Below are 21021 nucleotides of genomic sequence, written 5' to 3' on the forward strand. Positions count from 1 at the left end.
AGCGGGAAATCAGCGCTTCTGATTGGGCAGCGCGCCGGCGCGCTTTTCGGCCTCGAGCGAAGTGATGACGTCGGCATAGGGCTCCTGGCGGGCAACGCTCCAGTAGCGCAGTTCATCGAGCGCGATATGTTTGCCGGTCATGGCGCAGACGACATAGGAGCCCGGCATCAGGATCTGGAAATCGCCGTCGAGATAGCGAACTTTCGCCTCGCGGTTTCCATGTCCTTCGAAAAGATTCATCTGATGCAGTCCTTGATCTCTGTCATCTATTTGCCATACCTCACAACAGCGCCGCGCGTCAAATATGATGCGCAAAGGTCGCTGTGGCACTTAAAATTACGCAGCAGGCGCGACTTTCCAGACTATTTCCCGGAAAAGTTTCTTTTGGAAATGGCTGAGGTTAGCTGCGCCCGAACAGCCGTTCGATATCCGAGAGCTTCAATTCTATATAGGTCGGCCTGCCGTGATTGCACTGTCCGGAACCTGGCGTTGCCTCCATCTGGCGCAGAAGCGCATTCATCTCTTCCGGGCGCAGGCGCCGGCCGGATCGCACCGAACCGTGGCAGGCCATGGTCGCAGCCACATATTCCAGCTTGGCGGCAAGGCCAGAGGCTGTATCCCATTCGGCGATCTCGTCGGCCAACTGCCGGATCAGGCCCTGTGCGTCGACTTCGCCGAGCATGGCCGGCGTTTCCCGTACCGCGATAGCGCCGGGGCCGAAGCGTTCGATCGCGAGCCCGAGTTCGCCGAGTTCTTCGGCAAACACCATCAGCCGGTCGCAGTCCTCTTCGGGCAGGTCGACGATTTCCGGAATCAGCAGGACCTGCGATGACAGCCGCTTCGAATGCAGCGCCTTACGCATGGCCTCGAATACCAGCCGCTCATGCGCCGCGTGCTGATCGACTATGACAAGGCCGTTTTCCGTCTGGGCGACAATATAATTCTCATGCAGCTGGGCGCGGGCAGCACCCAGCGGAAAGCGAGCGGGTTCCTCGGCACGTGCCGATTGCAGCGGCGGGGCGACTTCGGCACGCGCGGTGGGCATGGCAAGCCCTTCGAAAGTGGTCTGCGGGTTTTCGGCAAATCCGTAGTCTGCCGTTGCCGCCGCTCTTTCGTAGGGACGGGACGGCGACGTTTCGGTCGTCCAAGGGGTCGGCGCTGGCGAGGGTCGCCAACCCTGCTGAAAGGCGGATCGTCCGGCGGTGAAGGCGCGCAACATGCCGTCTGCGCCGGTCGTAGCCGCGCGGTCGCCCTCGCGCGCCAGCGCTTCGCGCACGGCGCCGACGATCAGGCCGCGCACCAGCCCCGGATCGCGGAAGCGCACGTCGGATTTCGCCGGATGTACGTTGACGTCGACAAGCGCCGGATCGAGCCTCAGGGAAAGGACCGCGACAGGATAGCGTCCGGCGGGGATGGTTTCGGCATAGGCGCCGCGGATCGCCGAGAGGATCAGCTTGTCCTGCACCGGCCGGCCATTGACGAAGGCATATTGATGCGCGGAGTTGCCACGGTTGAAGGTCGGCACGCCGGCAAAACCGGTAAGGCTCACATCCTCACGCACCGCATCGAGCGCGATGGCGTTGTCCTTGAAATCGGCACCCAGTATCTGTGCCATGCGGGCGAGATGATCATCGCCGGTCGCGGGAAATTCCAGCGTCGAGCGGTCGGTGCCCGACAGAACGAAGCGCACGCGCGGAAAGGCAATCGCCATGCGCTTGACGACTTCGGTGATCGCGGCCGCCTCCGCCTTTTCGGTCTTCAGGAATTTCAGGCGCGCCGGCGTCGCAAAGAACAGGTCGCGTACCTCGACGATCGTGCCCGGATTGGCGGCCGCTGGGCGCAGATGCAGAACCTTGCCGCCTGCAACCGTGATCTCGGCGCCGCCGGCCGCGCCCACTCTGCGGCTTGCGATCGAAAGCTTCGCCACCGAGCCGATGGAGGGCAGGGCCTCGCCGCGAAAACCAAGGGTACGAATGTCTTCCAGCGTATCGGAAATCTTCGAGGTGCAGTGGCGCCGTACCGCAAGTTCGAGGTCGGCTTCCTCCATGCCCGAGCCGTTATCGGTCACCCTCAGCAGTGCCTTGCCGCCGCCTGCGGTCGCGATCTCGACACGGGTTGCACCGGCATCGAGTGCGTTTTCGATCAGTTCCTTGGCGGCGCTCGCCGGGCGTTCGATGACTTCGCCGGCGGCGATCTGATTGATCAGGGTCTCGGAAAGTTGCTTGATGGTCATGGCTGCATTCTCGTGGATTCGCGGCGGCGAGGGAAGAGGAAAGGCAATTTTCCGGCCTTGATCCACCCGTTTACATGGGGACTTTGTTAAGAAATTTAATCAATGTTTAAGGGAATGATGACAGGTTGCGGAGACAGAACTTGAAATGACCGCAGGTGGCGCGTTTCGTGCATGCTGACGGCTCTCGATGGCAGGTTGGTGGCCATCAGTGAAAATGGAGCCAGGTGCCATCTGCTTCAAGTGCCAAGGCCAGCATGCAACTCCCATGAACTTGCCTTGCAGAGCGAATGCCGCCCTGTCGATTTGCCGTGTTGTGAAACTGGTTGAGCGTAGGAATCCGACGAATGACTGCCGAGACTGAAAAGGCAGCTTTGGCAATGATGACGGCTGATGCCCCTTTCGGCGGCAGTCTGCAGACGATGTTCTTCGATGCCTTTTGCGATGGGCTATCCAGCGCCTTTTTTGCCTACGACAAGAACGACCTCCTGCTGTTTGCCAGCCGTCAGGTTCTGAACTTCTTCCCGATCGCGCCTGATTTCCTGCAACCTTCGACGCGACTGCGGGATTTTCTGAGCGCCGTCTTCGACACGGGTGTACGCTATCAGCGCCACCAGACCAAAACGGCCGCCAATCGCGACGATTGGATATCGCAGCGCATAGCCACCCATTGGCGCGAACGCTACGAGACGACCGAGCATTTCACCGACGACCGCTGGGTGCGCATCTTCAAGCGGCGGCTCTCCTCGGGTATCGGCTTCTGCATCATGTCAGACGTTTCCGAAGTCAAGAAGCGCGAAGAGCAATGGCGCGTCGACATGGAGCGCGTGCAGCTGACCGAGGATATTCTCGACAATCTGCCCTTTCCGGTTTTCGTCAAGGACCAGAACCTCGTCTACGTCGCAGTCAACCGGGCGTTCTGCGACAAGTATCAGACGGCGGCTGACGAAGTGCGCGGTCGCAAGAGCATCGATATATTTTCCACCGACCTTGCCAATCGCTTCCATGAAAGCGATCGGCATGTGATCGAGACCGGCGAAATGTCGATCTCCCGGCAGCGCCAGATCACCCGCGACGGCGTCGAGCGCGACATCGTCACCCGCAAGCAGCGCATCGGCAAGCCGGGCCGCTATTTCCTGGTCTGCACCATGCAGGACCTGCCCAAGGATGGCGGCGACTTCGACGAGTTCGCGCTCGCGTCGAGCATTCGGGAAAACGGCGATCGCTCCTATCGCCGCGCCTATGTTCCGATGGTCGCGCTGCAGACCATTTCGCGCCGTCCGGCGGCGATGGAAACCTTCGTTCCGGAGAATTTCAGCGGCCGCAGGATGCTCGTCGTCACGCCGGATTTCGCTGCCGAAACGGCGGCTCTGAAGACGCTCGAGAAATACGGTTTCGAAGCCTGCGTCGTGCACAACGAGAACGAAGAGGCGGCATTTCTGGACGTGGCCAGCGCGCATGGCGTCAAGATCGATCTGGTCATCGTCGACAACCAGCTCGGCAAGCGCGGAATTGAGCTGGCCGAGCGGCAGAACCTAGCCGCGTTGTCGCTGAACGGCTCGCAGCTGGCAACCGAGCTTGCCTTCCTGATCGCGCGCCATTTCAATCGCAACATCCGTGGCGAGCTTGACGAGAGCATGGAGCCGGGGCTCGCGCCCGAATGGCGGCGTGCGACCGGAGAGGAGCGTCGGGCGCAGATTCTGGTCGCGGAAGACAATGATATCAATCAGATCGTCTTTTCGCAGATCCTCGAGGGCTTGGGATACAGCTATGTGATCGCCGCAAGTGGTGACGAGGCGGTGCGCCTGTGGCAGGAGCATCGTCCGGAACTGATCCTGATGGACATTTCGCTGCCGGGACTGAATGGCTTTGAATCCACCCGGCTGATCCGCGGCGCGGAAAAGGGTACCGGCTCCCATACGCCGATCATCGGTGTTCTGACGCAGGCTTTCGAGCGCGACCGCAAGGAGTGCGCCGATGTCGGCATGGACGACGTCATCCTGAAACCGGTTAGTCCCGATATCATCGAAACGGTATTTCAGAAGCATATGCGCGGTGCTCTGAAGGCGCAAAATATATAAATGTTACAATGATATCATTCCCGACGGCAACTTATCGCCGACGCCGAATGACTGTCGTCTTGGCATCCTTTGTTAAGACTTCCTCGGCATGCTCTTCCCCCGGGTGGAGAAAAGGCCGGAACCAAATATGAAATCGACTGAGATGCTGCCGGGGCCAGTCAATCAGCAGCCGCAGGCAATCGCTTATACCGATCCGCTCACCGGGTTGGGCAACCGCCATCGCATGCGCGAGCGTGCGCGCGCGCTTTCGCTCGAGCGTGCCGGCGATCCCGCACCCTTTACGATCGGCATCGTCAATCTCGATGCCTTCAAGCCGATCAATGACCTGTTCGGCGTCGACGCGGGCGATGAGATCCTCTGCCAGGTTGCTCATCGTCTGAAGGCCTGCATACCCGACGGCGCACTGGTGACGCGTCACGACGGCGATGAATTCGCCTTTGTACTGCCGCTTGTCTTCGAACGCGTCGGCGCCGAGAAATTCGGGCAGATGATCCGGGAAGTGCTGTCGGCGCCCTATGATCTCGGCGATCGCAATGTCCGCCTTTCCGCATCCTTCGGCTTTGCCATTCATCCTTTCGCCGGAGAAGAATTCGACGATCTCCTGAAAAATGCGGATACGGCGCTTTATCGCTCCAAGCGTCGAGGCCGCGGCCAGATCACCGTCTATTCCAGAGAGATTGCGCAGGAGATGAAGCGTGCGACGCAGCTGGAGCAGGCGCTGCGCAACGCCATCATTTCCGACTCCATCGACGTGCATTTCCAGCCGATCGTCTCGCTTGCCAACGACATGGTTCTCGGTTTCGAGGCTCTGGCGCGCTGGAACGATCCGGATCTCGGCTTTGTCTCACCGGCTGTCTTCGTGCCGCTTGCCGAGGAACGAGGCTTTATCGATGCGCTGTCCGAAACGCTGCTACGAAAAGCGGCGGAGGCGGCGCTCTCGTGGCCGCGCGAACTGTTTCTGTCCTTCAATCTCTCGTCGGCGCAACTGATGGATCCCGGCACCAGCAGCAGCATTCTCGCCATCCTGACGCGCGCCGGTCTGGACCCGCACCGCCTCGAACTTGAAATCACGGAAACGGCGGTCATGAGCTCGGCCGATACCGCCCATCGCATCATCGCCGATCTTCGAGCGGTCGGCGTGCGCATCTCTCTCGATGATTTCGGCACCGGTCAGTCCAGCCTTGGACGCTTGCGCGAATTCATTTTCGATAAGGTCAAGATCGATCGGGCCTTCGTCTCGCGCATGAATTCGGACAGGGCCTCCGAGCACATCATCAAGGCTGTTCTTGCCATGTGCGAAGGACTTGACCTGCGTGTGGTCGCGGAAGGTATCGAGGATCATGCTGAAGCGGCGAAGCTGAAGGCACTGGGCTGCGCTATGGGGCAGGGCTATTATTTTGGAAAGCCGGTCGATAGCGCTGCGACGCTTCGCTACCTGCAGACCCATTATTTCGATCTCAGCCACGAACGCGAAATTGCCTAAGCGTAAAAAGCAGGGTGAAGAAATGGTCAAAGAAAGCGGCGGCCCATAAGACCGCCGCTTCTGTATTTCGTCCAACCTTTGCCAATAGTTACTTGTTGGTGGTCGACGAAGTCGTGGTATTGTCGGTGGCCGGCATTGTCGACGTGCCGGACGATTGAGCCGCCTTTTCGGATGCCTGCATCGAAAGGGTCTTGAACTCTGGTGCGGCCTTCAGGGAATCGGCCGTTTCCGTCGTCGTCAATTTCACCGTCCCGTCCTGCGGGTTCTGGGTGGCGCTGATCTTATCGAACGGAACGGCGACGTTTTTCTGGCCCATGCCAAGGAAACCGCCGACGCCGACGACTGCGGCGACGACGCCACCCTGCTTCTGCAGGATCAGGTCGTTGATGCTGCCGATGCTTTCGTTCTGACCATTATAGACCGACTGGCCCATATAGGTCTTGGCGCTGATCTGATCGGCGGACTGCGTGGTCAGATAGCCCGCCTGACCACCCGTGGAGGGGGCGGGAGCCTCAGCGCTTTGCGGTGCTGCCGAGCTATCGGGTTTGGTGGCATCCGGCGTTGCCGGCGCGCTTTGTGTCACCGGCGCATTATTGCCCGCGCCGCCATTTGATGGCTGTTGCGCTTGGGCAAAAGCCATGGGTGAAAGCACCGACGCCGTAGCAAAGATGGCGCCTGCTGCAACGGAAGTGAAGAGTTTCCCAGTCATCGTGAACCTACCTTTCATTCTGATGGGCATGCTTCGTCATACGCGCATGCTTACCAGCGCGAGTGGAACTTTTGTGCTGCCGGCCGTTTTCGTACCGGTCCTAGAAGCAATGGCTCAGGGAAGTTTTGGTTCCGTCAAAAGTTGCAGAAAATTGCTTCACTCACCTCGGAAGCAAAAGGAATATGTTGGAAAATCAATAGATACAGCTTCAAAAAACAACCAGAAAGATTATTAGGACCACAAAAAACGATCCAACTCAGATTTCAATTCTTTTTTCGAGGCCCAACGTGTCTTGCGCCTCACATGACCCATCAAAATAATGCCGCCCTCAGCGAGATTGGCTGAAGGCGGCCTTCAATCAAAGCTTGTATGGGGGGTCGAAAACGCCTTTGACTGTCAGGCCAAGTTCCAGAAGGGCACCCGCCTGCGGCTGCATCGAGCGCGCCTCCTCATCCAAGCCTTCCCAGGCAGTCGTCACGGCCAGCCGGTCCGCGTTCTTGCCGATGAAGGCCGGGCAGGACGGCTGCATTGCGGGCACGCGATACCGCTCGATGCGCAGGCCGTCCGGGCTGTATTTGTCGACGAAGCCGGAGCCCCAGCGCGCATTCCAGATATAGCCGTCCGCGTCGCAGACCGAACCGTCAAGACCGCCAGGATCTTCCATGCTGTCGACCATGACGATCGGCTCGCCGCTCGGGAGTCCCGTCTCGGGGTCGACGAGCACGCGCATCAGCTGGCTGACGCGGGTATCGGTGAAATAGGCGATCGTGCCATCGGGGGAGAAGCAGATGGAATTCGGAATGCTGATCTGGTCGAAGATCTTCGTAACCTTGCCGCCGGCGACATGATAGATCGCGCCTGCCTGCATCTCGGCGCGCTTGCCCATGGTGCCGATCCAGAGCGATCCGGAAATATGCGTGCGCCCGTCATTGGAGCGGTTTTCGGGCTTGTCGGCTTCGATGGCCGTATAGAAGGTCAATTCGCCCGTCGCGATGTTGCGAAGGAAGAGACCCTGTTCGGTCGCGATCATCTGCCGTTCCGCATCGACCCGAGCCAGCACGCTCGCCATCATCGGCAGCTCGTGAACCTGCTTCTTGCCGGTCGGCAGGTGCAGTTCATGCAATTCCTTGCCGAGAATGTTGAACCACCAGACGGTATCCGTATCGGGATCGTAGGTCGGGCCTTCTCCGAGGACTGAGGAGGTGTTGCAGAGAATATTCCCCTGAAAGTCGTGAATATCGGTCATACATCAGGCTCCTATTGCTGCATCATAGGCATAAATGGTGACTTTGGCGCGTTCGGCAACCTCGGCCGCCGTCATTCCCGGCTTGTAGAGGCTGGTGCCGAGACCGAAAGCCAGAATGCCTGCCTTGGTGTAGTCGGCAAAATTCTTGTCCGAAACGCCGCCTACCGCGGCGATGACGAGTTCCGGCGGCAGCACCGCGCGAATGGCAGTGATGCCGGAGGCGCCGAGCACGCCGGCGGGGAAGAATTTGAGACCGGTGGCACCGGCGCGGGCGGCGGAAAGCGCTTCCGTGGCGGTGAAGACGCCGGGCATCGTCACCATGCCCTTGTCGCGGGCGCGGCTGATGACCGCGGGCTCGACATTCGGTGTCACCAAGAGCTTGCCGCCGGCGCCATCCAGCCTGTCGACGTCTTCCACGGCCAGCACCGTGCCTGCGCCGATCAGGCAATCGGCAGGCGCCATCTTGGCGGCGGTCTCGATAGAGCGGAACGGTTCCGGCGAATTCAGCGGAATTTCGATTGCCGTGAAACCTGTCTCGATCAGCGTGCCGACGATATCGGCCGTTTCCTCCGGCTTGATGCCGCGAAGAATGGCAATGAGCGGACGCTTCATGGGTGGGAAGGGGATGCGGGTCGTCATCAGCTTTTGCTTTCTTTCTTGAACCAGATCGCCTCGGCCGCAGCGGACAGTCCGCGACGGACGGCGGCATCGGCATCGATGGTCTTGTAATTGAGGGAAAGGGTACGAAAGGCGTCTTCATAGAGCGCCTGGAGGCGGCCGGAAGCGACCAGCGTGATGGCCGCATTCTGCCCCGCCGAAGCGAGCGCACCGGCGATTTCCGCGCCGATCAGGGTGCCCGAGATCAGTGCCTGGGCGCCGGCGGCCGTAAGCCCGTTCAGGAGCTGGCCGGAGCGGGCCGTGAACAGCAGGTTGGTGACGAGGGCCGGCTTGTCGAGGGCCGTCTTGAGGGCAGCCTCGAACGCCTTCGTGTCGGGCGGCATGTCCGCGGCGCCGGCAACGGCATGCGACAGGATGCTGTGCTTGGTAATGACGTCGAAAAGCTCGCCCGTCATGAAGGTGGAAAAACCTGTCACCTGGCCATCCAGCACGCGCACCCATTTCGAATGCGTTCCCGGCATGCACACGAGCTGTTCGCCCTTCGCATCGGCGGCAATCGCGCCGAGCAGCTGCGTTTCCTCACCGCGCATGACATCGGGCACCTGCTGGCTTCGCTGTGCGAGACCCGGGAGGATGCGCACGTCGCGGGATTGTCCGGGCACGGAAACGGCGCCTGTCAGGATGGCGGCAAGTGAGGTCGGCGTGTCGATATATCCGGCTTCCACCCAGCCCTGGCGTGCTCCGGCCATGCCGCAGACGATGACGGGAAGGGCGTCCGGCGCGGATATGGCGTCGAGATGCGATTGCAGGACCTTGGCAAAGCCGGTCTGTGCCGCCGTGGTCATACCTTCGCCGCTGCGGCGCTCCGCCAGTATGCTGCCATCTTCGCCGACCAGCCACAGCCGGAAACTGCTGGTGCCCCAGTCCACCGCGACATATGCGGGTTTCGTCATGAGAAATGCTCCAAGTCTTACGTCAGAACTCTTGAGATTAGAAAATACCGCCGTCGACGGTGATGGCTTGTCCGGTGATGGCGCCGGAGCAGTCCGAAGCCAAAAAGAGCACCGGCCCGACCAGATCGTCGGCGCTCAGCACGCGCTTCAGGCATTGCCGGTCTATCGTCTTGGCCATGCCCTCTTCGGTCAGCCAGAGGTCGAGCTGTCGCTTGGTGACGATCATTCCCGGCAGGACGGCATTGACGCGGATGTTCTCGGGACCGAAGCGTCCGGCAAAGCTCTTGGTCAACCCGATGATACCGGACTTCGCGGTCGCGTAGGAGGACAGCAGCGGCGGGTTCATCTTGAAGACGATCGAGGAGAAATTGATGATGGCCCCGCCGCCGGCGGCGCGCATGCCGGGTGCAGCCGCCTGCGAGACGAAGAAGACCTGCTTCAGGTTGATTGCCTGATTGTTGTCCCAGTATTCTTCGGTCGTGGTGTCGATATCGTGCCGGTCGTCCCAGGCTGCATTGTTGACGAGGACGCGGACCGCCCCGAGATCGGACTCAACCGCAGCAACCGTGCTTTTGATCGCGCTGACATCGCGCAGGTCGGCGTGATAGAAGGAGACAGGATGGGCGGATTGCGTCGAAAGCTTGGCCGCCAGTGCCTTGCTCGCTTCTTCGACGATATCGATGAAGGCAACCTTTGCGCCTTGTTTGGCAAAGGCCTCCACAAGGCTTGCGCCGATGCCGGAGCCGCCGCCGGTGATGAGGACGGTGCGATCTTTCAGATCGGGAAATTGCGCCTGAGTGTCCACCAAATGTTTCCTCCCGATCAATTGAAAGTTCCATTATTCGGAACATAATTTGACTATATGGAATTATCGATCTACCCTTGCGCGGTGTCAAGGATAGTGCGGCTCTGCCAGAGATAAATGAATGAACATGGATCTAGGTTCAGAGGGTGGAAAAAATAAAGGGCATCGCGACCGGGAAACCGGAACGCTGGGAAAGCTCGTCTCCCTGCTCGATCTTGTCGCGCTCGCCGATGGCCCGATGCGCTTTACCGACATCCTTTCGCTCTCCGATCAGCCGCGCGGCACATTGCATCGCCAATTGTCGCACCTTGTCGAGGAAGGGCTTCTGGAGGTCGACCGCGATGGTCGTTATCTGATTGGGTTGCGGCTCTTGACGCTTGCCTCGCGCAGCTGGGCGCGCAACGAGTTTCGCGCGGTTGCCGAGCCACATCTGCACCGCTTGCAGGAAGTAACCGGCGAAACCGTCCATCTTGGCGTCCTGCGTGGCACGGAGGTCATCTATCTCGACAAGGTCGAAGGTCGCCAATCCGTACGCATGTATTCGCAGGTCGGCAATGCATCTCCGGCCTATTGTACCGGTGTCGGCAAGGCGGCGCTTTCCGCGCTCGACGATGCCGAGCTGGATGCGAGAATCTCAAGCCTCGAATATCGCCCTTATACCGAGCATACGCTTCGCGATGTCTCGGAGCTGCTTTTCGATGTTTCGGAAATCAGGAAGCGAGGTTATGCCTTCGATCTCGAGGAGCATGAAAGCGGTATTTGCTGCGTTGCCGCCCCGATCCGTTCCGACGACGGGCATATGCTGGCCGGCGTCTCAGTGACCGGTCCGGCCTATCGCGTCACACTGGAAAAGTTGCAGGCATGGGCGCCTTTGGTGGTTGCCGCTGCTGATTCGATCATGACGGACATGCGCAACCGCATGGGCCCCAAGCGCTAACTCCATAAATTTCGCGCAACGGCTGTCGGAAACTCGCGAATTTAATGCTGTCGGCGCCTAACCTTAGCGAAATTGCTCGTTTATCTTGAATTTTACTGTTGAGATATGCGGAAGAACTGCCATTATCCGCAAGTGATTATTGGAACCATATAGGATTTGGCGAGGTGTTGAGCGGACATAATAGTAACGGGCGTTGATGCAGTCCTGATTTTGGAAAACTTATATTTTGCCGAGCGGCTGAGACCGGCTGCCGTACGATAATCGTGAGGGACAAGAGACGGAAGTTTCGTATTTTTTTCCTCTTTTACATAAAGAAGACTGATGATGGCGGCATTGATACAGGCGGGCATGTCCCCTCGTAGCGAGGACTTTATCGAGGAAATCAGCAGGCTTAAGACGCAGTTCGATGTGTTCCGTTTCATGAAGGGCCTGACTGAGGCGTATCGTTGCCGGGCCTTCATGGTGCTCAATCTGCCGCCTATTACGTCCTCGGACCTGCAGAGCAATTCAGTCATCAACAATTGGCCGGCAGAGCTGCTGTCGATCTACGATCAGGAAAACCTGTTGTCGACCAGCCCTCCGCTGCAGCGTCTGCGCGGCTCCACGCTGCCCTTTCTTTATGAGGTGACAACAAGCCCCAATCGCGAGGAGAGCAAGTCGCAGCTCGTGGTGGCTCTGTTCGAACGTTTCCGCATGACGCGCTTTGTCTATTTCCCGACACACGATGCCTCCGGGCTTCGCAGCGCGGTTTGTTTGGCTGGCGATCGCGAGGTCTTTTCGGTGGAGGAGGTCAAGGACCTTTTCTACATAGCAGTTCACGTCTACGACCGGCTTGCGGAAATCCGCAATCTCGATGTTCGCGTCGTCGATGCCCTGACCGACCGTGAGATCGATTGCCTGAACTGGACAGCGGCCGGAAAGACCAGCGCCGAGATCGCCGAAATCCTGTCTCTGTCCGAACATACGGTCAATCACTACCTCAACCGCGCCACCAAGAAGCTCGACACCGTCAACCGCACTCAGGCCGTCGCCAAGGCTTTGCGCGTTGGATTGATCAAATAATGACGTCGCCGTCTCGACGCGATGATCGAGATTCGAGCAGCGTGTGAATGAATTTTGTGCGCTGCGAATAAAATATGATGAACCCTGCGGCGATGATCGATCTTGCCGGTCCAGGCGGACGGCGAATAACCAATTGAAATGCCTTTATTTCCCGGATTTTCTGAAAACTGGCACGCTTCCTGCTTCTGAAAAGACAGAGGTCCAGAGGGGACTTTGATAACAGCGCCGATGAAACGTGCGCGGATCAAATGACCGTCGCCGATGCCCGTCGCCACAGCTTCTCCCGGCGAGGGGATCGGCGGCGGTTGTTGCTCATTTAACACGCTTAGCAAGTTCGGGCGCGCTTGTGGGACGATTTTCGCGCCTTTGCCCTATTCCTTTCAGACGGGTGTTCTATGTCGGCCCGCGATCATGTCTTCCCGAATTGGGAGCGCGTTGCGGCTGGTAAGGGTTCTTTGTGGACCCGGCGGACCTGCCGGCCGCAACGAAGACGCATTTTATCGACGGCGTCCCGAATTTCGTTTGGCGAAGTCCCGCCTCTCCACTATCTAAGCCAGAATGATATCGGAAAAGCGTGCGCTCCCTGCGGCGCTGCCGAAAAGGATTCTGCAGTGAGGATGAAATGGCAGACATCACCAAGGAACAGGTGCTGGAAACGTTGAAGACGGTTCGCGGCCCGGACCTGGAGCGCAACATCGTCGAACTCGGCATGGTGTCGGATGTCTTCATCTCCGATGGCAAGGTCTATTTCTCCATCACCGTACCCGCCGAGCGCGCCAAGGATCTGGAGCCGATGCGTCTTGCCGCCGAGCGTGTCGTCAAGGATATGGCCGGCGTCAAGGGCGCCATGGTCGCGCTGACGGCCGACAAGAAGGCTGGCGCTCCTGCGCCTCGGGCCGCGCCTGCGCAAGCTGCCCCGCAGGGCCATTCCCATTCGCATCCTCATCAGCACGCGCCGCAACAGCCGCCCCGCGCCGCCAAGATCGGTGTGCCGGGCGTCAAGGCCATCATCGCGGTCGCCTCGGGCAAGGGCGGTGTCGGCAAATCGACGACGGCGGTCAATCTGGCGCTGGGGCTGCTTGCCAACGGCCTGAAGGTCGGCATCCTGGATGCCGATATCTACGGCCCTTCGATGCCGCGCCTCCTGAAGATTTCCGGGCGGCCCACCCAGATCGATGGGCGTATCATCAATCCCATGGAGAATTATGGCCTCAAGGTCATGTCGATGGGTTTCCTCGTCGAAGAGGAAACGGCAATGATCTGGCGCGGGCCGATGGTGCAGTCCGCTCTGCTGCAGATGCTGCGCGAAGTCGCCTGGGGCGAACTCGATGTCCTGGTTGTCGACATGCCGCCCGGGACCGGCGACGTGCAGTTGACGATGGCGCAGCAGGTGCCGCTTGCCGGCGCCGTCATCGTCTCGACGCCGCAGGATCTGGCCTTGATCGATGCGCGCAAGGGCCTGAACATGTTCCGCAAGGTCGAGGTTCCCGTTCTCGGCATCGTTGAAAACATGAGCTATTTCATCGCTCCGGATACCGGTGCGCGCTACGATATCTTTGGCCATGGTGGCGCCCGCAAGGAGGCGGAACGTATCGGCGTGCCTTTCCTGGGGGAGGTGCCTCTGACCATGGGCATCCGTGAAACTTCGGACGCCGGCACGCCGCTCGTCGTGGCCGAGCCTAATGGAGTGGTTGCGAATATTTATCGCGAGATCGCAGCCAATGTCTGGAAGCAAGTGTCAGGCGCGCCGCAGCGCGCGGCGCCGTCGATCGTATTTGAATAATTCACAAAGACATGTCTGCTTTCCGTATAGTGACGGATTGTCTTGTCGGCGTCCTGTGCTATGACTTCGCAAGTTTAGCCAAACTGCGGTGAAATCGCGCAATGAAGAGGTTGTGACTTGATTCTTTGCGAGCTTTGCTGCATATGCGCCGCCGGCGTGGAACTGGTCAGGCATTTCCGATGACCGCCCTCCGCCGCATGGTGGTTTTATTTCGTCCGAGCAGGCGGCTTCGCCAGGACGGGCGAAGGATTGGTACAGCAGCGCAATGGAACATGGACACGGATTCCCGGCCGGACCGGCGGGATACGACCGGGGTTTTATGAGCTTTTTTCATTGGCCATCAGTGGGATCGGGGCAAGCGCGCGCAAGGCGCCTTGATGGCGGCTTCCTCTTCGCTGCTGTGGGAGCAAGCAGTTGATAACTGCCTATTGCTCAGATTCCAAGCCGCTTCAGCTGCCCGATCTTTCGGCCGCCGACCGCTTGCCTGACAATGCCGTCTGGATCGATATGGTCGATCCCACGCGTGAGGAAGAGGCCAGTATCGAGCGCCTGCTTGGGCTCGAGGTTCCCACGCGCGAGGACATGAAGGACATCGAGCCGTCGAGCCGCCTCTATGTCGAAAACGGCTCTGTCTTTCTCACGGCCTCGCTGCTGTGGAAGGCCGACACCAATCTGCCGACGCTCACCGATGTCGCCTTCATCCTGACGGGACATCGGCTGGTCACCATCCGCTACGCGCAGCCGAAGTCCTTCGCGCTCTTCATCGCAGCACTGCAGCGTATTCCGCAGGAGCGGCGCACGGGTGTCGCGCTTCTTGCCAAGCTTCTCGAAACCATCGCTGACCGTACCGCCGAGGTCCTTGAACAGACCGTGGCGGGTATCGATATATTGTCGGTGCACGTGTTCGGCGATCGTGTAAAGAAAATCCGCCGCCCGGCGAACTATCTGGAAGAAAAGCTCAAGGACATCGCAGGCTATCACCGTACGCTCAGCAAGGTGCGTGACAGTCTGAGTTCGCTGTCCCGGCTGCTGACCTTTCTTCATACCATCCCCGCCATGCAGCAGGACCACGAGGCCAGGGAACTGTGTCGCAACGTCTCGCGGGATGTGCAGTCACTGTCGGAGCATGCATCCTTCGTCGCGGGAAACATCACCTTCCTGCTGGATGCATCGCTCGGGCTGATCAATATCGAGCAGAACGCCATCATCAAGATCTTTTCGATCGCTTCGGTGGTGTTTTTGCCGCCGACGCTCGTAGCGTCCGTCTACGGCATGAATTTCGAGCATATGCCCGAACTGCACTTTGCCTACGGTTACCCGACATCGTTGTTGCTGATGGTGGTTTCCGCCATCGTTCCGTTTTTCTTTTTTCGCTGGAAAGGCTGGCTCTGAGAGTCTAGTGATCCTGAATGTCTAACGAAACCCATCATTCTCCCGACGGGAAAATGAACGCTCGTAACCTCGCATACCTCGCCCTCGGCTCGATCGGCGTTGTCTATGGTGACATTGGTACGAGCCCGCTTTATGCCTTTCGCGAAGCATTGAAGCCGGTGGCCGCCGACGGTCTGACGCGCGGCGAAGTCATCAGCGTCGTGTCGCTGATGTTCTGGACGCTGACCATCATCGTCACGATCAAATATGTCCTTTTTCTGCTGCGTGCGGACAACGACGGCGAAGGCGGCACCTTGTCGCTGCTAGCGCTGTTGATGAAGACGGCGAATGGCCACACGGCCATCCTGATGCTGCTGGGCCTTTTGGGTGCCGCGCTCTTCCTCGGTGATGCGATGATCACCCCGGCGCTTTCCGTTCTCTCCGCTGTCGAGGGGCTGAAGCTCGTCACGCCGAAGCTGTCCGACTATATCGTGCCGATATCGGTGGCGATCCTGGCATTGCTTTTCGCGATCCAGTCACATGGTACCGGCGCGGTCGCCCGCTTCTTCGGCCCGATCACGGCGCTTTGGTTCATCGTCATGGGCCTAGCCGGCATCATGCACATTTCCGATGATTACAGCATTCTGGCAGCGCTCAATCCCTGGTACGCGGTGAGCTTTCTGATGCGCGAGGCCTTCCTCGGCGTCGTCGTTCTCGGTGCCGTATTCCTGACGGTGACGGGCGCGGAAGCGCTCTATGCTGACCTCGGCCATTTCGGCCGCCGCCCGATTCAGTGGGCTTGGTTCGTACTGGTGTTTCCGTCGCTGACCTTGAACTACTTCGGTCAGGGCGCGCTGGTTCTGCGCGATCCCATGGCCATGTCGGATCCGTTCTTCCTGATGTATCCGCATTGGGCAATTCTGCCGGTGGTCATTCTTGCCACGATGGCGACGATCATTGCGAGCCAGGCCGTCATCACGGGTGCTTTCTCGCTCACGCGTCAGGCGATTCACCTCGGCTTCCTGCCGCGCATGGAAATCCTCTTTACCTCCGAGACCAATACCGGGCAGATCTTCCTGCCATCGGTCAATACGGTCCTGTTCTTCGGCGTCATCTTCCTCGTATTGGCCTTCAAGACCTCGGATGCGCTGGCAACGGCCTATGGTATTTCGGTGACCGGCGCGATGGTCGTCACCTCGATCATGGCATTTGAATTCGTCCGGGTCCGCTGGAACTGGACGCTGCCGATGGCGGTTGCCGTGCTCACGCCGCTCTTGCTCTTGGAATTCGTCTTCCTCGGCGCCAACCTCCTGAAGATCCACGACGGCGGCTATGTTCCGGTCATGATCGCAACGGCCTTCACCGTGATCATGTGGACCTGGCGCCGCGGCACCTCGATCTTGATGGAAAAGACGCGGCACACCGATATCCCGCTGTCGTCCTTCGTTAGTTCCATCGAGCGCAAGAGCGATCATTCGCCCGCGCATGTGCCCGGCACGGCGATCTTCCTGACCAGCGATCCGGAATCTGCGCCCGCCGCGCTGCTACACAATCTGAAGCACAATCACGTCCTGCACGACAAGAACGTCATCCTGACGATCCGCACCATCAACAAGCCGCGCGTCGCCCAGGAGGACCGCTATACGGTCGAGAAAGTTTCGGACCGTTTCTCGCGCGTCGAGCTGCGCTTCGGCTTCATGGAATCGCAGAATGTCTCGCAGGCGCTCGCAACCCTGCGCAAGACGGGCCTGAAGTTCGATATCATGTCGACCTCCTTCTATCTCGGCCGGCGCAAGCTGGTGCCGGACGCGAAGTCCGGCATGCCGCACTGGCAGGACCGGCTTTATATCGCCCTCGCCAACGCCGCGACCGACCCCTCCGACTACTTCCGCCTGCCTGCCAACCGCGTTGTAGAACTGGGCTCGCACGTCATCATTTGACACGGATATCCTTGCTGGTTGTTCAAAGGCCCGGTGGATATCCGCCGGGCCTTTTTGTTTTCCGTTTACCGCCTGCATAACCATGGATTCGCCCGAATTAACCATCCATCAAGGTTAATGGGAGATTATTCCGGCTCCTAGTTTCGAGTGCCGTTTGGAGTCCGGTGTTGTCTCGCTCGCGTTCCATCAGCCGCAAGTCGCGGTTCCTGCCACAAAATTGGACCTCTCCAGCCGTCTTCGGGCTTTGCGCCTGGCTTATTTTTCCATCGACGGCAGCCTATGGCGATCTTGCCAGCTTGCTTGCCGGGATCGATAGGGAAGGGGCCAATTGGCGCATGGTAATGACCGACTCGCCAGCCGGCTCCACCCACCAGGCGGAACTGGCCTTCGGTGATGTCAAGGCGTCGGCTGCCGTTGGCGATGGCGGTCTGATGCTGGCAGATGGACGCCGCGTCGCGTTCCAATCCGAAGCCAAGGGTAGCGATCCCCGGCCCGATGAGGAGCGCATCAACCGGCAGGACAAGAAAGGCAGGGTGGTGGCCATCACGCCGATGCAGCCGCCAAAGGATTTCTCCGCAGGCTCCGTGCTGCAGCGCCAAAGCCTGCTGCTTCGGCCGGAATCGGCAACCGGCGAGCGCACCGCCTTCCTGAAGCCGAAACTCGGCGGCAAGGAAATCCAGATTGCCACCGCTTTCTATAAGAAAGAGCCGCCGAAGCCGGACGAGAGCGTGCCGGCCTATATCGCCAATCTGGTCACCAATGAGAATGCCGATGTTCTGGCCGCCGCCTATGCCTCGCCGGCGCCGGACTATGCCCGTGTCTCGCCCTTCGATTCCATTCTCGCCAAGGATCAGGACGGCGAGGGCCGCTTCGTGCCGCAGATCGGCCCGAAGGATCATGCCTGGGCCGCCAATGTCCTGCCGCCATCGGTTTTCTCGCCCGACGAGCAGCAGTGCCTTGCCACCGGCATCTATTTCGAAGCGAGGGGCGAGTCTGTGAAAGGGCAGGCGGCCGTTGCCCAGGTCATCCTCAATCGTGTCCGCAACCCGGCTTACCCGAAGACTATTTGCGGCGTCGTCTATCAGAACGAGGATTGGACCAACGCTTGCCAGTTTTCCTTCGCCTGCGACAACGTCAAGGAGCGCGTCAATTCTCCCGAACACTGGCGCATTGCCCGTCAGGTCGCCATGGCCGTGACCGCCGGCAAGATCTGGCTGCCGGAAGTCGGTTCCGCCACTCATTATCATGCTGTCTATGTCCGGCCGAAATGGGCTGCCGAAATGGTGAAGGTCGGCCGCATAGGCATGCACATCTTTTACAGGACCTATGGCGGCGGCTGGAGCTGATGCGCCCGGTTCCGGCAGATTGACACCCTAGGCAGGGCCGCTTCCCCTCGCAAAAAAGCCACAGGAAAGCGTGGGCTGAAGAGGATTCTTCCGCTCAGTTTTCGGTCAATATGGCTCTTTCAGTCTAAACTCATGATTTAATTGGGCTAATTTATGGCTGGACAGATGGTGTCTACGCCTTGACTATGCTTTTTCCTAAAACTATGTTGCGCGCGACTTCAAAACGGGCCGAAAGGTGGCGAAACCTGCCGTTCGTTTACGCGTTGACCGGGGTATAGGGATTACGCGCAGCGAAATTGGGGAGGATGCCATCATGACGGATGACCGCGACGAGGGTCTGGAACAGCGGCGAGCGCAGCTGGGAGCCGAATTGGCGAACAAGCGCGCTGCGGTGAGAGAGGGTGAACGCGGGGAGGTTCGCGCCGAGGAAAGCCGTAAGGGCTACGCTCAGGCGATGAAGCTTTCCAGCGAGTTCATAGCCGCAATCATCGTTGGCGCCGTTCTGGGCTATGTCTTCGACCGTTTTGTCGGTACGACGCCGTGGGGCATGATTATCTTGCTGCTTCTCGGATTTTGTGCCGGCGTTTTGAATGTGCTGCGCTCTGCGGGCAAGGTGGCGACACCGGTGCCCGGCGAGGGCAGGCCTGATAAGAAATGAGCGGAAGCAACGCTGCGGCGCTGTTTCCAGATGAGAAGCATCCGCTCGGTGGAGCGGAAAAATGAAAGAGAACAAGCGGTGGCAAACGATCCTACCCATCAGTTCCTGATCTTCAAGATTATCCCGATCGATATCGGCGGAATTGATTTTTCGTTCACCAACGCCTCGCTGTTCATGGTTGCCTCCGCAGTTATCTCCGTGGGCTTCCTTTATTTCGCCAGTGCGCCGCGCGGCGTCATCCCGACGCGCTCGCAGTCGGTGGCGGAAATGGCCTATGAGTTCATCGCCTCGATGTTGAAAGAAGGGGCGGGGACAAAGGGAATGAAGTTCTTCCCGCTGGTCTTCTCTCTCTTCATGTTCGTCCTGACGGCAAACCTGCTCGGCCTTGTTCCTTACTTCTATACCGTCACTAGCCAGATCATCGTGACGCTGGCGCTTGCGCTGCTTGTCATCTTTACCGTTATTTTCTACGGCTTGATCAAGCATGGTTTCGGCTTCTTCAAGATCTTCGTCCCGCAGGGTGTTCCGGGTGTTCTTCTGCCGCTGGTGGTGGCGATCGAGATCATCTCCTTCCTGTCCCGTCCGGTTTCGCTCTCCGTTCGTCTTTTCGCCAACATGCTGGCCGGTCATATCACGCTTAAGGTGTTCGCAGGCTTCGTCGCCTCGCTCGGAGCACTCGGCGCGCTTGGTATCGGCGGGGCTGTTCTCCCTCTTATCATGACCGTCGCCCTCACCGGTCTCGAGTTCCTTGTCGCCTTCCTTCAGGCTTACGTCTTTGCGGTGCTGACTTGCATGTACCTCAACGACGCAATCCATCCGGGCGGCCACTAAGGATAAAGACATTGGCGTCTAAAGGCGTCAGTCATTCACCGCACAACCATTTCAAAGGAGTTCAACATGGACGCGGAAGCAGCAAAGTTCATCGGCGCAGGTTTGGCTTGCTTTGGTATGGCCGGCACGGCTCTCGGCCTCGGCAATATCTTCGGCAGCTACCTGTCCGGCGCACTGCGCAACCCGTCGGCTGCTGACAGCCAGTTCGGCCGTCTGGTATTCGGCTTCGCCGTTACGGAAGCTCTGGGCATCTTCTCGCTGCTCGTCGCTCTCCTCCTGCTCTTCGCCGTCTGATATCAGCGGCGTCATAGATCACGGTTCGCGGGCAGCGAGCCGTGATTCTTTGTATTTGCAGACCACCTGGAGGTGAGCATGTTTGTGACCCCGGCATATGCTGAAGAAGCACCGCCGGCCGCCGGAGCGGTGCACACGGAAACGGGTGCGCCGAATGAAGGCCATCACGGCGGCGTATTCCCGCCGTTTGACCATACGACGTATCCGTCACAGCTGTTTTGGCTGGTGATCACCTTCGTCATCTTCTACGTGGCCATGCAGAAGATCGTTATTCCGCGCGTCGGCAGCATTCTGGAAAGCCGGCACGACCGGATCGCTCAGGATATCGAAGAGGCCTCGCGTCTGAAGGCTGAAGCCGATGCCGCCGTCGCGACCTATGAAAGCGAATTGGCCGCTGCGCGCGCCAAGGCGAATTCCATCGGCGCCACTGCCCGCGATGCCGCCAAGGCCAAGGCCGAAGAGGATCGCAAGGCGATCGAGGCAAGCCTGGCTGAGAAGCTCAAGGCCGCAGAAGGCCGCATTGCTGAAATCAAGGCGAAAGCCTTCGGTGATGTCGGTGCGATTGCCGAGGAGACGGCTAGTGCCGTCGTCGAGCAGCTGGTCGGCAATGTCGCCGGCAAGGCCGATGTCGCCTCTGCGGTTGCAGCAGCCGCCGCCAAGCAGGAGGGGTGATC

The 21021-nt window shown here is 59.4% G+C and carries 21 protein-coding genes; 13 read left to right on the plus strand and 8 right to left on the minus strand.

Translation table 11 applies throughout. The features are described 5' to 3' along the window. Window positions 1–9: 9 nt before the first annotated feature. Together I8E17_RS02085 and mutL are read right to left on the minus strand one after the other, a co-directional pair. The gene (locus tag I8E17_RS02085; protein WP_069612411.1) at window positions 10–240 is read right to left on the minus strand and encodes a DUF2093 domain-containing protein; all 231 of its coding nucleotides are present in this window, start codon (window positions 238–240) and stop codon (window positions 10–12) included. Window positions 241–400: 160 nt separating this feature from the next. Continuing rightward, on the minus strand, window positions 401–2233 hold the full coding sequence (gene mutL, locus I8E17_RS02090; protein ID WP_069612412.1) for a DNA mismatch repair endonuclease MutL: 1833 nt from the start codon (window positions 2231–2233) through the stop codon (window positions 401–403). A 344-nt stretch (window positions 2234–2577) separates the two neighbouring features. Here mutL and I8E17_RS02095 point away from each other — a divergent pair, with 344 nt between their 5' ends. After that, window positions 2578–4311 carry a response regulator gene (locus tag I8E17_RS02095; protein ID WP_113367233.1) on the plus strand — a complete coding sequence of 578 codons (1734 nt, stop codon included), beginning with the start codon at window positions 2578–2580 and terminating at the stop codon, window positions 4309–4311. A gap of 127 nt (window positions 4312–4438) precedes the next feature. Continuing rightward, window positions 4439–5794 (plus strand): EAL domain-containing protein, encoded by a 1356-nt coding sequence (locus I8E17_RS02100; protein ID WP_069612414.1) that lies wholly within the window; start codon window positions 4439–4441, stop codon window positions 5792–5794. An 88-nt stretch (window positions 5795–5882) separates the two neighbouring features. Here I8E17_RS02100 and I8E17_RS02105 read toward each other — a convergent pair whose 3' ends face one another. Beyond that, window positions 5883–6503, minus strand: coding sequence for a PRC-barrel domain-containing protein (locus I8E17_RS02105; RefSeq protein WP_069612415.1), 621 nt, complete (start codon window positions 6501–6503; stop codon window positions 5883–5885). Here I8E17_RS02105 and I8E17_RS02110 point away from each other — a divergent pair. Then, window positions 6433–6738: a hypothetical protein gene (locus tag I8E17_RS02110; protein WP_162750966.1), complete on the plus strand. Its 306-nt coding sequence runs from the start codon at window positions 6433–6435 to the stop codon at window positions 6736–6738. The genes I8E17_RS02105 and I8E17_RS02110 overlap by 71 nt on opposite strands. A 123-nt stretch (window positions 6739–6861) precedes the next feature. On the opposite strand, the gene I8E17_RS02115 is transcribed toward I8E17_RS02110, so the two are convergent. The 4 genes from I8E17_RS02115 to I8E17_RS02130 are packed head-to-tail and all read right to left on the minus strand — an operon-like array spanning window position 6862 to window position 10128. Next, complete coding sequence (locus I8E17_RS02115) at window positions 6862–7749, minus strand: SMP-30/gluconolactonase/LRE family protein (protein ID WP_069612416.1); 888 nt, start codon at window positions 7747–7749, stop codon at window positions 6862–6864. A 3-nt stretch (window positions 7750–7752) separates the two neighbouring features. Further along, the gene (locus I8E17_RS02120; RefSeq protein ID WP_069612417.1) at window positions 7753–8388 is read right to left on the minus strand and encodes a 2-dehydro-3-deoxy-6-phosphogalactonate aldolase; all 636 of its coding nucleotides are present in this window, start codon (window positions 8386–8388) and stop codon (window positions 7753–7755) included. After that, a complete protein-coding gene (locus I8E17_RS02125; protein ID WP_113367232.1) occupies window positions 8388–9320 on the minus strand; it encodes a 2-dehydro-3-deoxygalactonokinase in 933 nt (310 codons plus the stop codon). The genes I8E17_RS02120 and I8E17_RS02125 overlap by 1 nt, the downstream gene beginning before the upstream one ends. A gap of 37 nt (window positions 9321–9357) precedes the next feature. Then, complete coding sequence (locus I8E17_RS02130; RefSeq protein ID WP_069612419.1) at window positions 9358–10128, minus strand: SDR family oxidoreductase; 771 nt, start codon at window positions 10126–10128, stop codon at window positions 9358–9360. Between the two features lie 124 nt (window positions 10129–10252). On the opposite strand from I8E17_RS02130, the gene I8E17_RS02135 reads away from it, so the two are divergent. Further along, entirely contained in the window at window positions 10253–11062 is an 810-nt protein-coding gene (locus I8E17_RS02135; protein WP_083258162.1) for an IclR family transcriptional regulator, read from the plus strand. Window positions 11063–11386: 324 nt separating this feature from the next. Then, window positions 11387–12124, plus strand: a complete 738-nt coding sequence (locus tag I8E17_RS02140; RefSeq protein ID WP_113367243.1) for a LuxR family transcriptional regulator — start codon at window positions 11387–11389, stop codon at window positions 12122–12124. On the opposite strand, the gene I8E17_RS02145 is transcribed toward I8E17_RS02140, so the two are convergent. After that, window positions 12082–12399 (minus strand): hypothetical protein, encoded by a 318-nt coding sequence (locus I8E17_RS02145; protein ID WP_069612421.1) that lies wholly within the window; start codon window positions 12397–12399, stop codon window positions 12082–12084. The genes I8E17_RS02140 and I8E17_RS02145 overlap by 43 nt on opposite strands. A gap of 347 nt (window positions 12400–12746) precedes the next feature. On the opposite strand from I8E17_RS02145, the gene apbC reads away from it, so the two are divergent. From apbC to I8E17_RS02185, 8 genes are all read left to right on the plus strand, one after another. Then, on the plus strand, window positions 12747–13907 hold the full coding sequence (gene apbC, locus I8E17_RS02150; RefSeq protein WP_069612422.1) for an iron-sulfur cluster carrier protein ApbC: 1161 nt from the start codon (window positions 12747–12749) through the stop codon (window positions 13905–13907). Window positions 13908–14321: 414 nt separating this feature from the next. Beyond that, complete coding sequence (locus I8E17_RS02155; protein WP_069612423.1) at window positions 14322–15299, plus strand: magnesium transporter CorA family protein; 978 nt, start codon at window positions 14322–14324, stop codon at window positions 15297–15299. Between the two features lie 17 nt (window positions 15300–15316). Next, window positions 15317–17218 (plus strand): potassium transporter Kup, encoded by a 1902-nt coding sequence (locus I8E17_RS02160; RefSeq protein WP_069612424.1) that lies wholly within the window; start codon window positions 15317–15319, stop codon window positions 17216–17218. 167 nt (window positions 17219–17385) lie between these two features. Then, complete coding sequence (locus I8E17_RS02165) at window positions 17386–18564, plus strand: cell wall hydrolase (RefSeq protein WP_069612425.1); 1179 nt, start codon at window positions 17386–17388, stop codon at window positions 18562–18564. Window positions 18565–18877: 313 nt separating this feature from the next. Beyond that, the gene (locus tag I8E17_RS02170) at window positions 18878–19222 is read left to right on the plus strand and encodes an AtpZ/AtpI family protein (protein ID WP_069612426.1); all 345 of its coding nucleotides are present in this window, start codon (window positions 18878–18880) and stop codon (window positions 19220–19222) included. A 78-nt stretch (window positions 19223–19300) separates the two neighbouring features. Beyond that, window positions 19301–20053: a F0F1 ATP synthase subunit A gene (locus I8E17_RS02175; protein WP_113367242.1), complete on the plus strand. Its 753-nt coding sequence runs from the start codon at window positions 19301–19303 to the stop codon at window positions 20051–20053. A 66-nt stretch (window positions 20054–20119) separates the two neighbouring features. Beyond that, a complete protein-coding gene (locus tag I8E17_RS02180) occupies window positions 20120–20347 on the plus strand; it encodes a F0F1 ATP synthase subunit C (RefSeq protein ID WP_015338972.1) in 228 nt (75 codons plus the stop codon). 78 nt (window positions 20348–20425) lie between these two features. Beyond that, window positions 20426–21019 carry a F0F1 ATP synthase subunit B gene (locus I8E17_RS02185; protein ID WP_069612428.1) on the plus strand — a complete coding sequence of 198 codons (594 nt, stop codon included), beginning with the start codon at window positions 20426–20428 and terminating at the stop codon, window positions 21017–21019. Window positions 21020–21021 lie beyond the last annotated feature (2 nt).

It is taken from the genome of Rhizobium sp. AB2/73, from assembly GCF_020871915.1.
Taxonomy (GTDB): domain Bacteria; phylum Pseudomonadota; class Alphaproteobacteria; order Rhizobiales; family Rhizobiaceae; genus Rhizobium; species Rhizobium dioscoreae.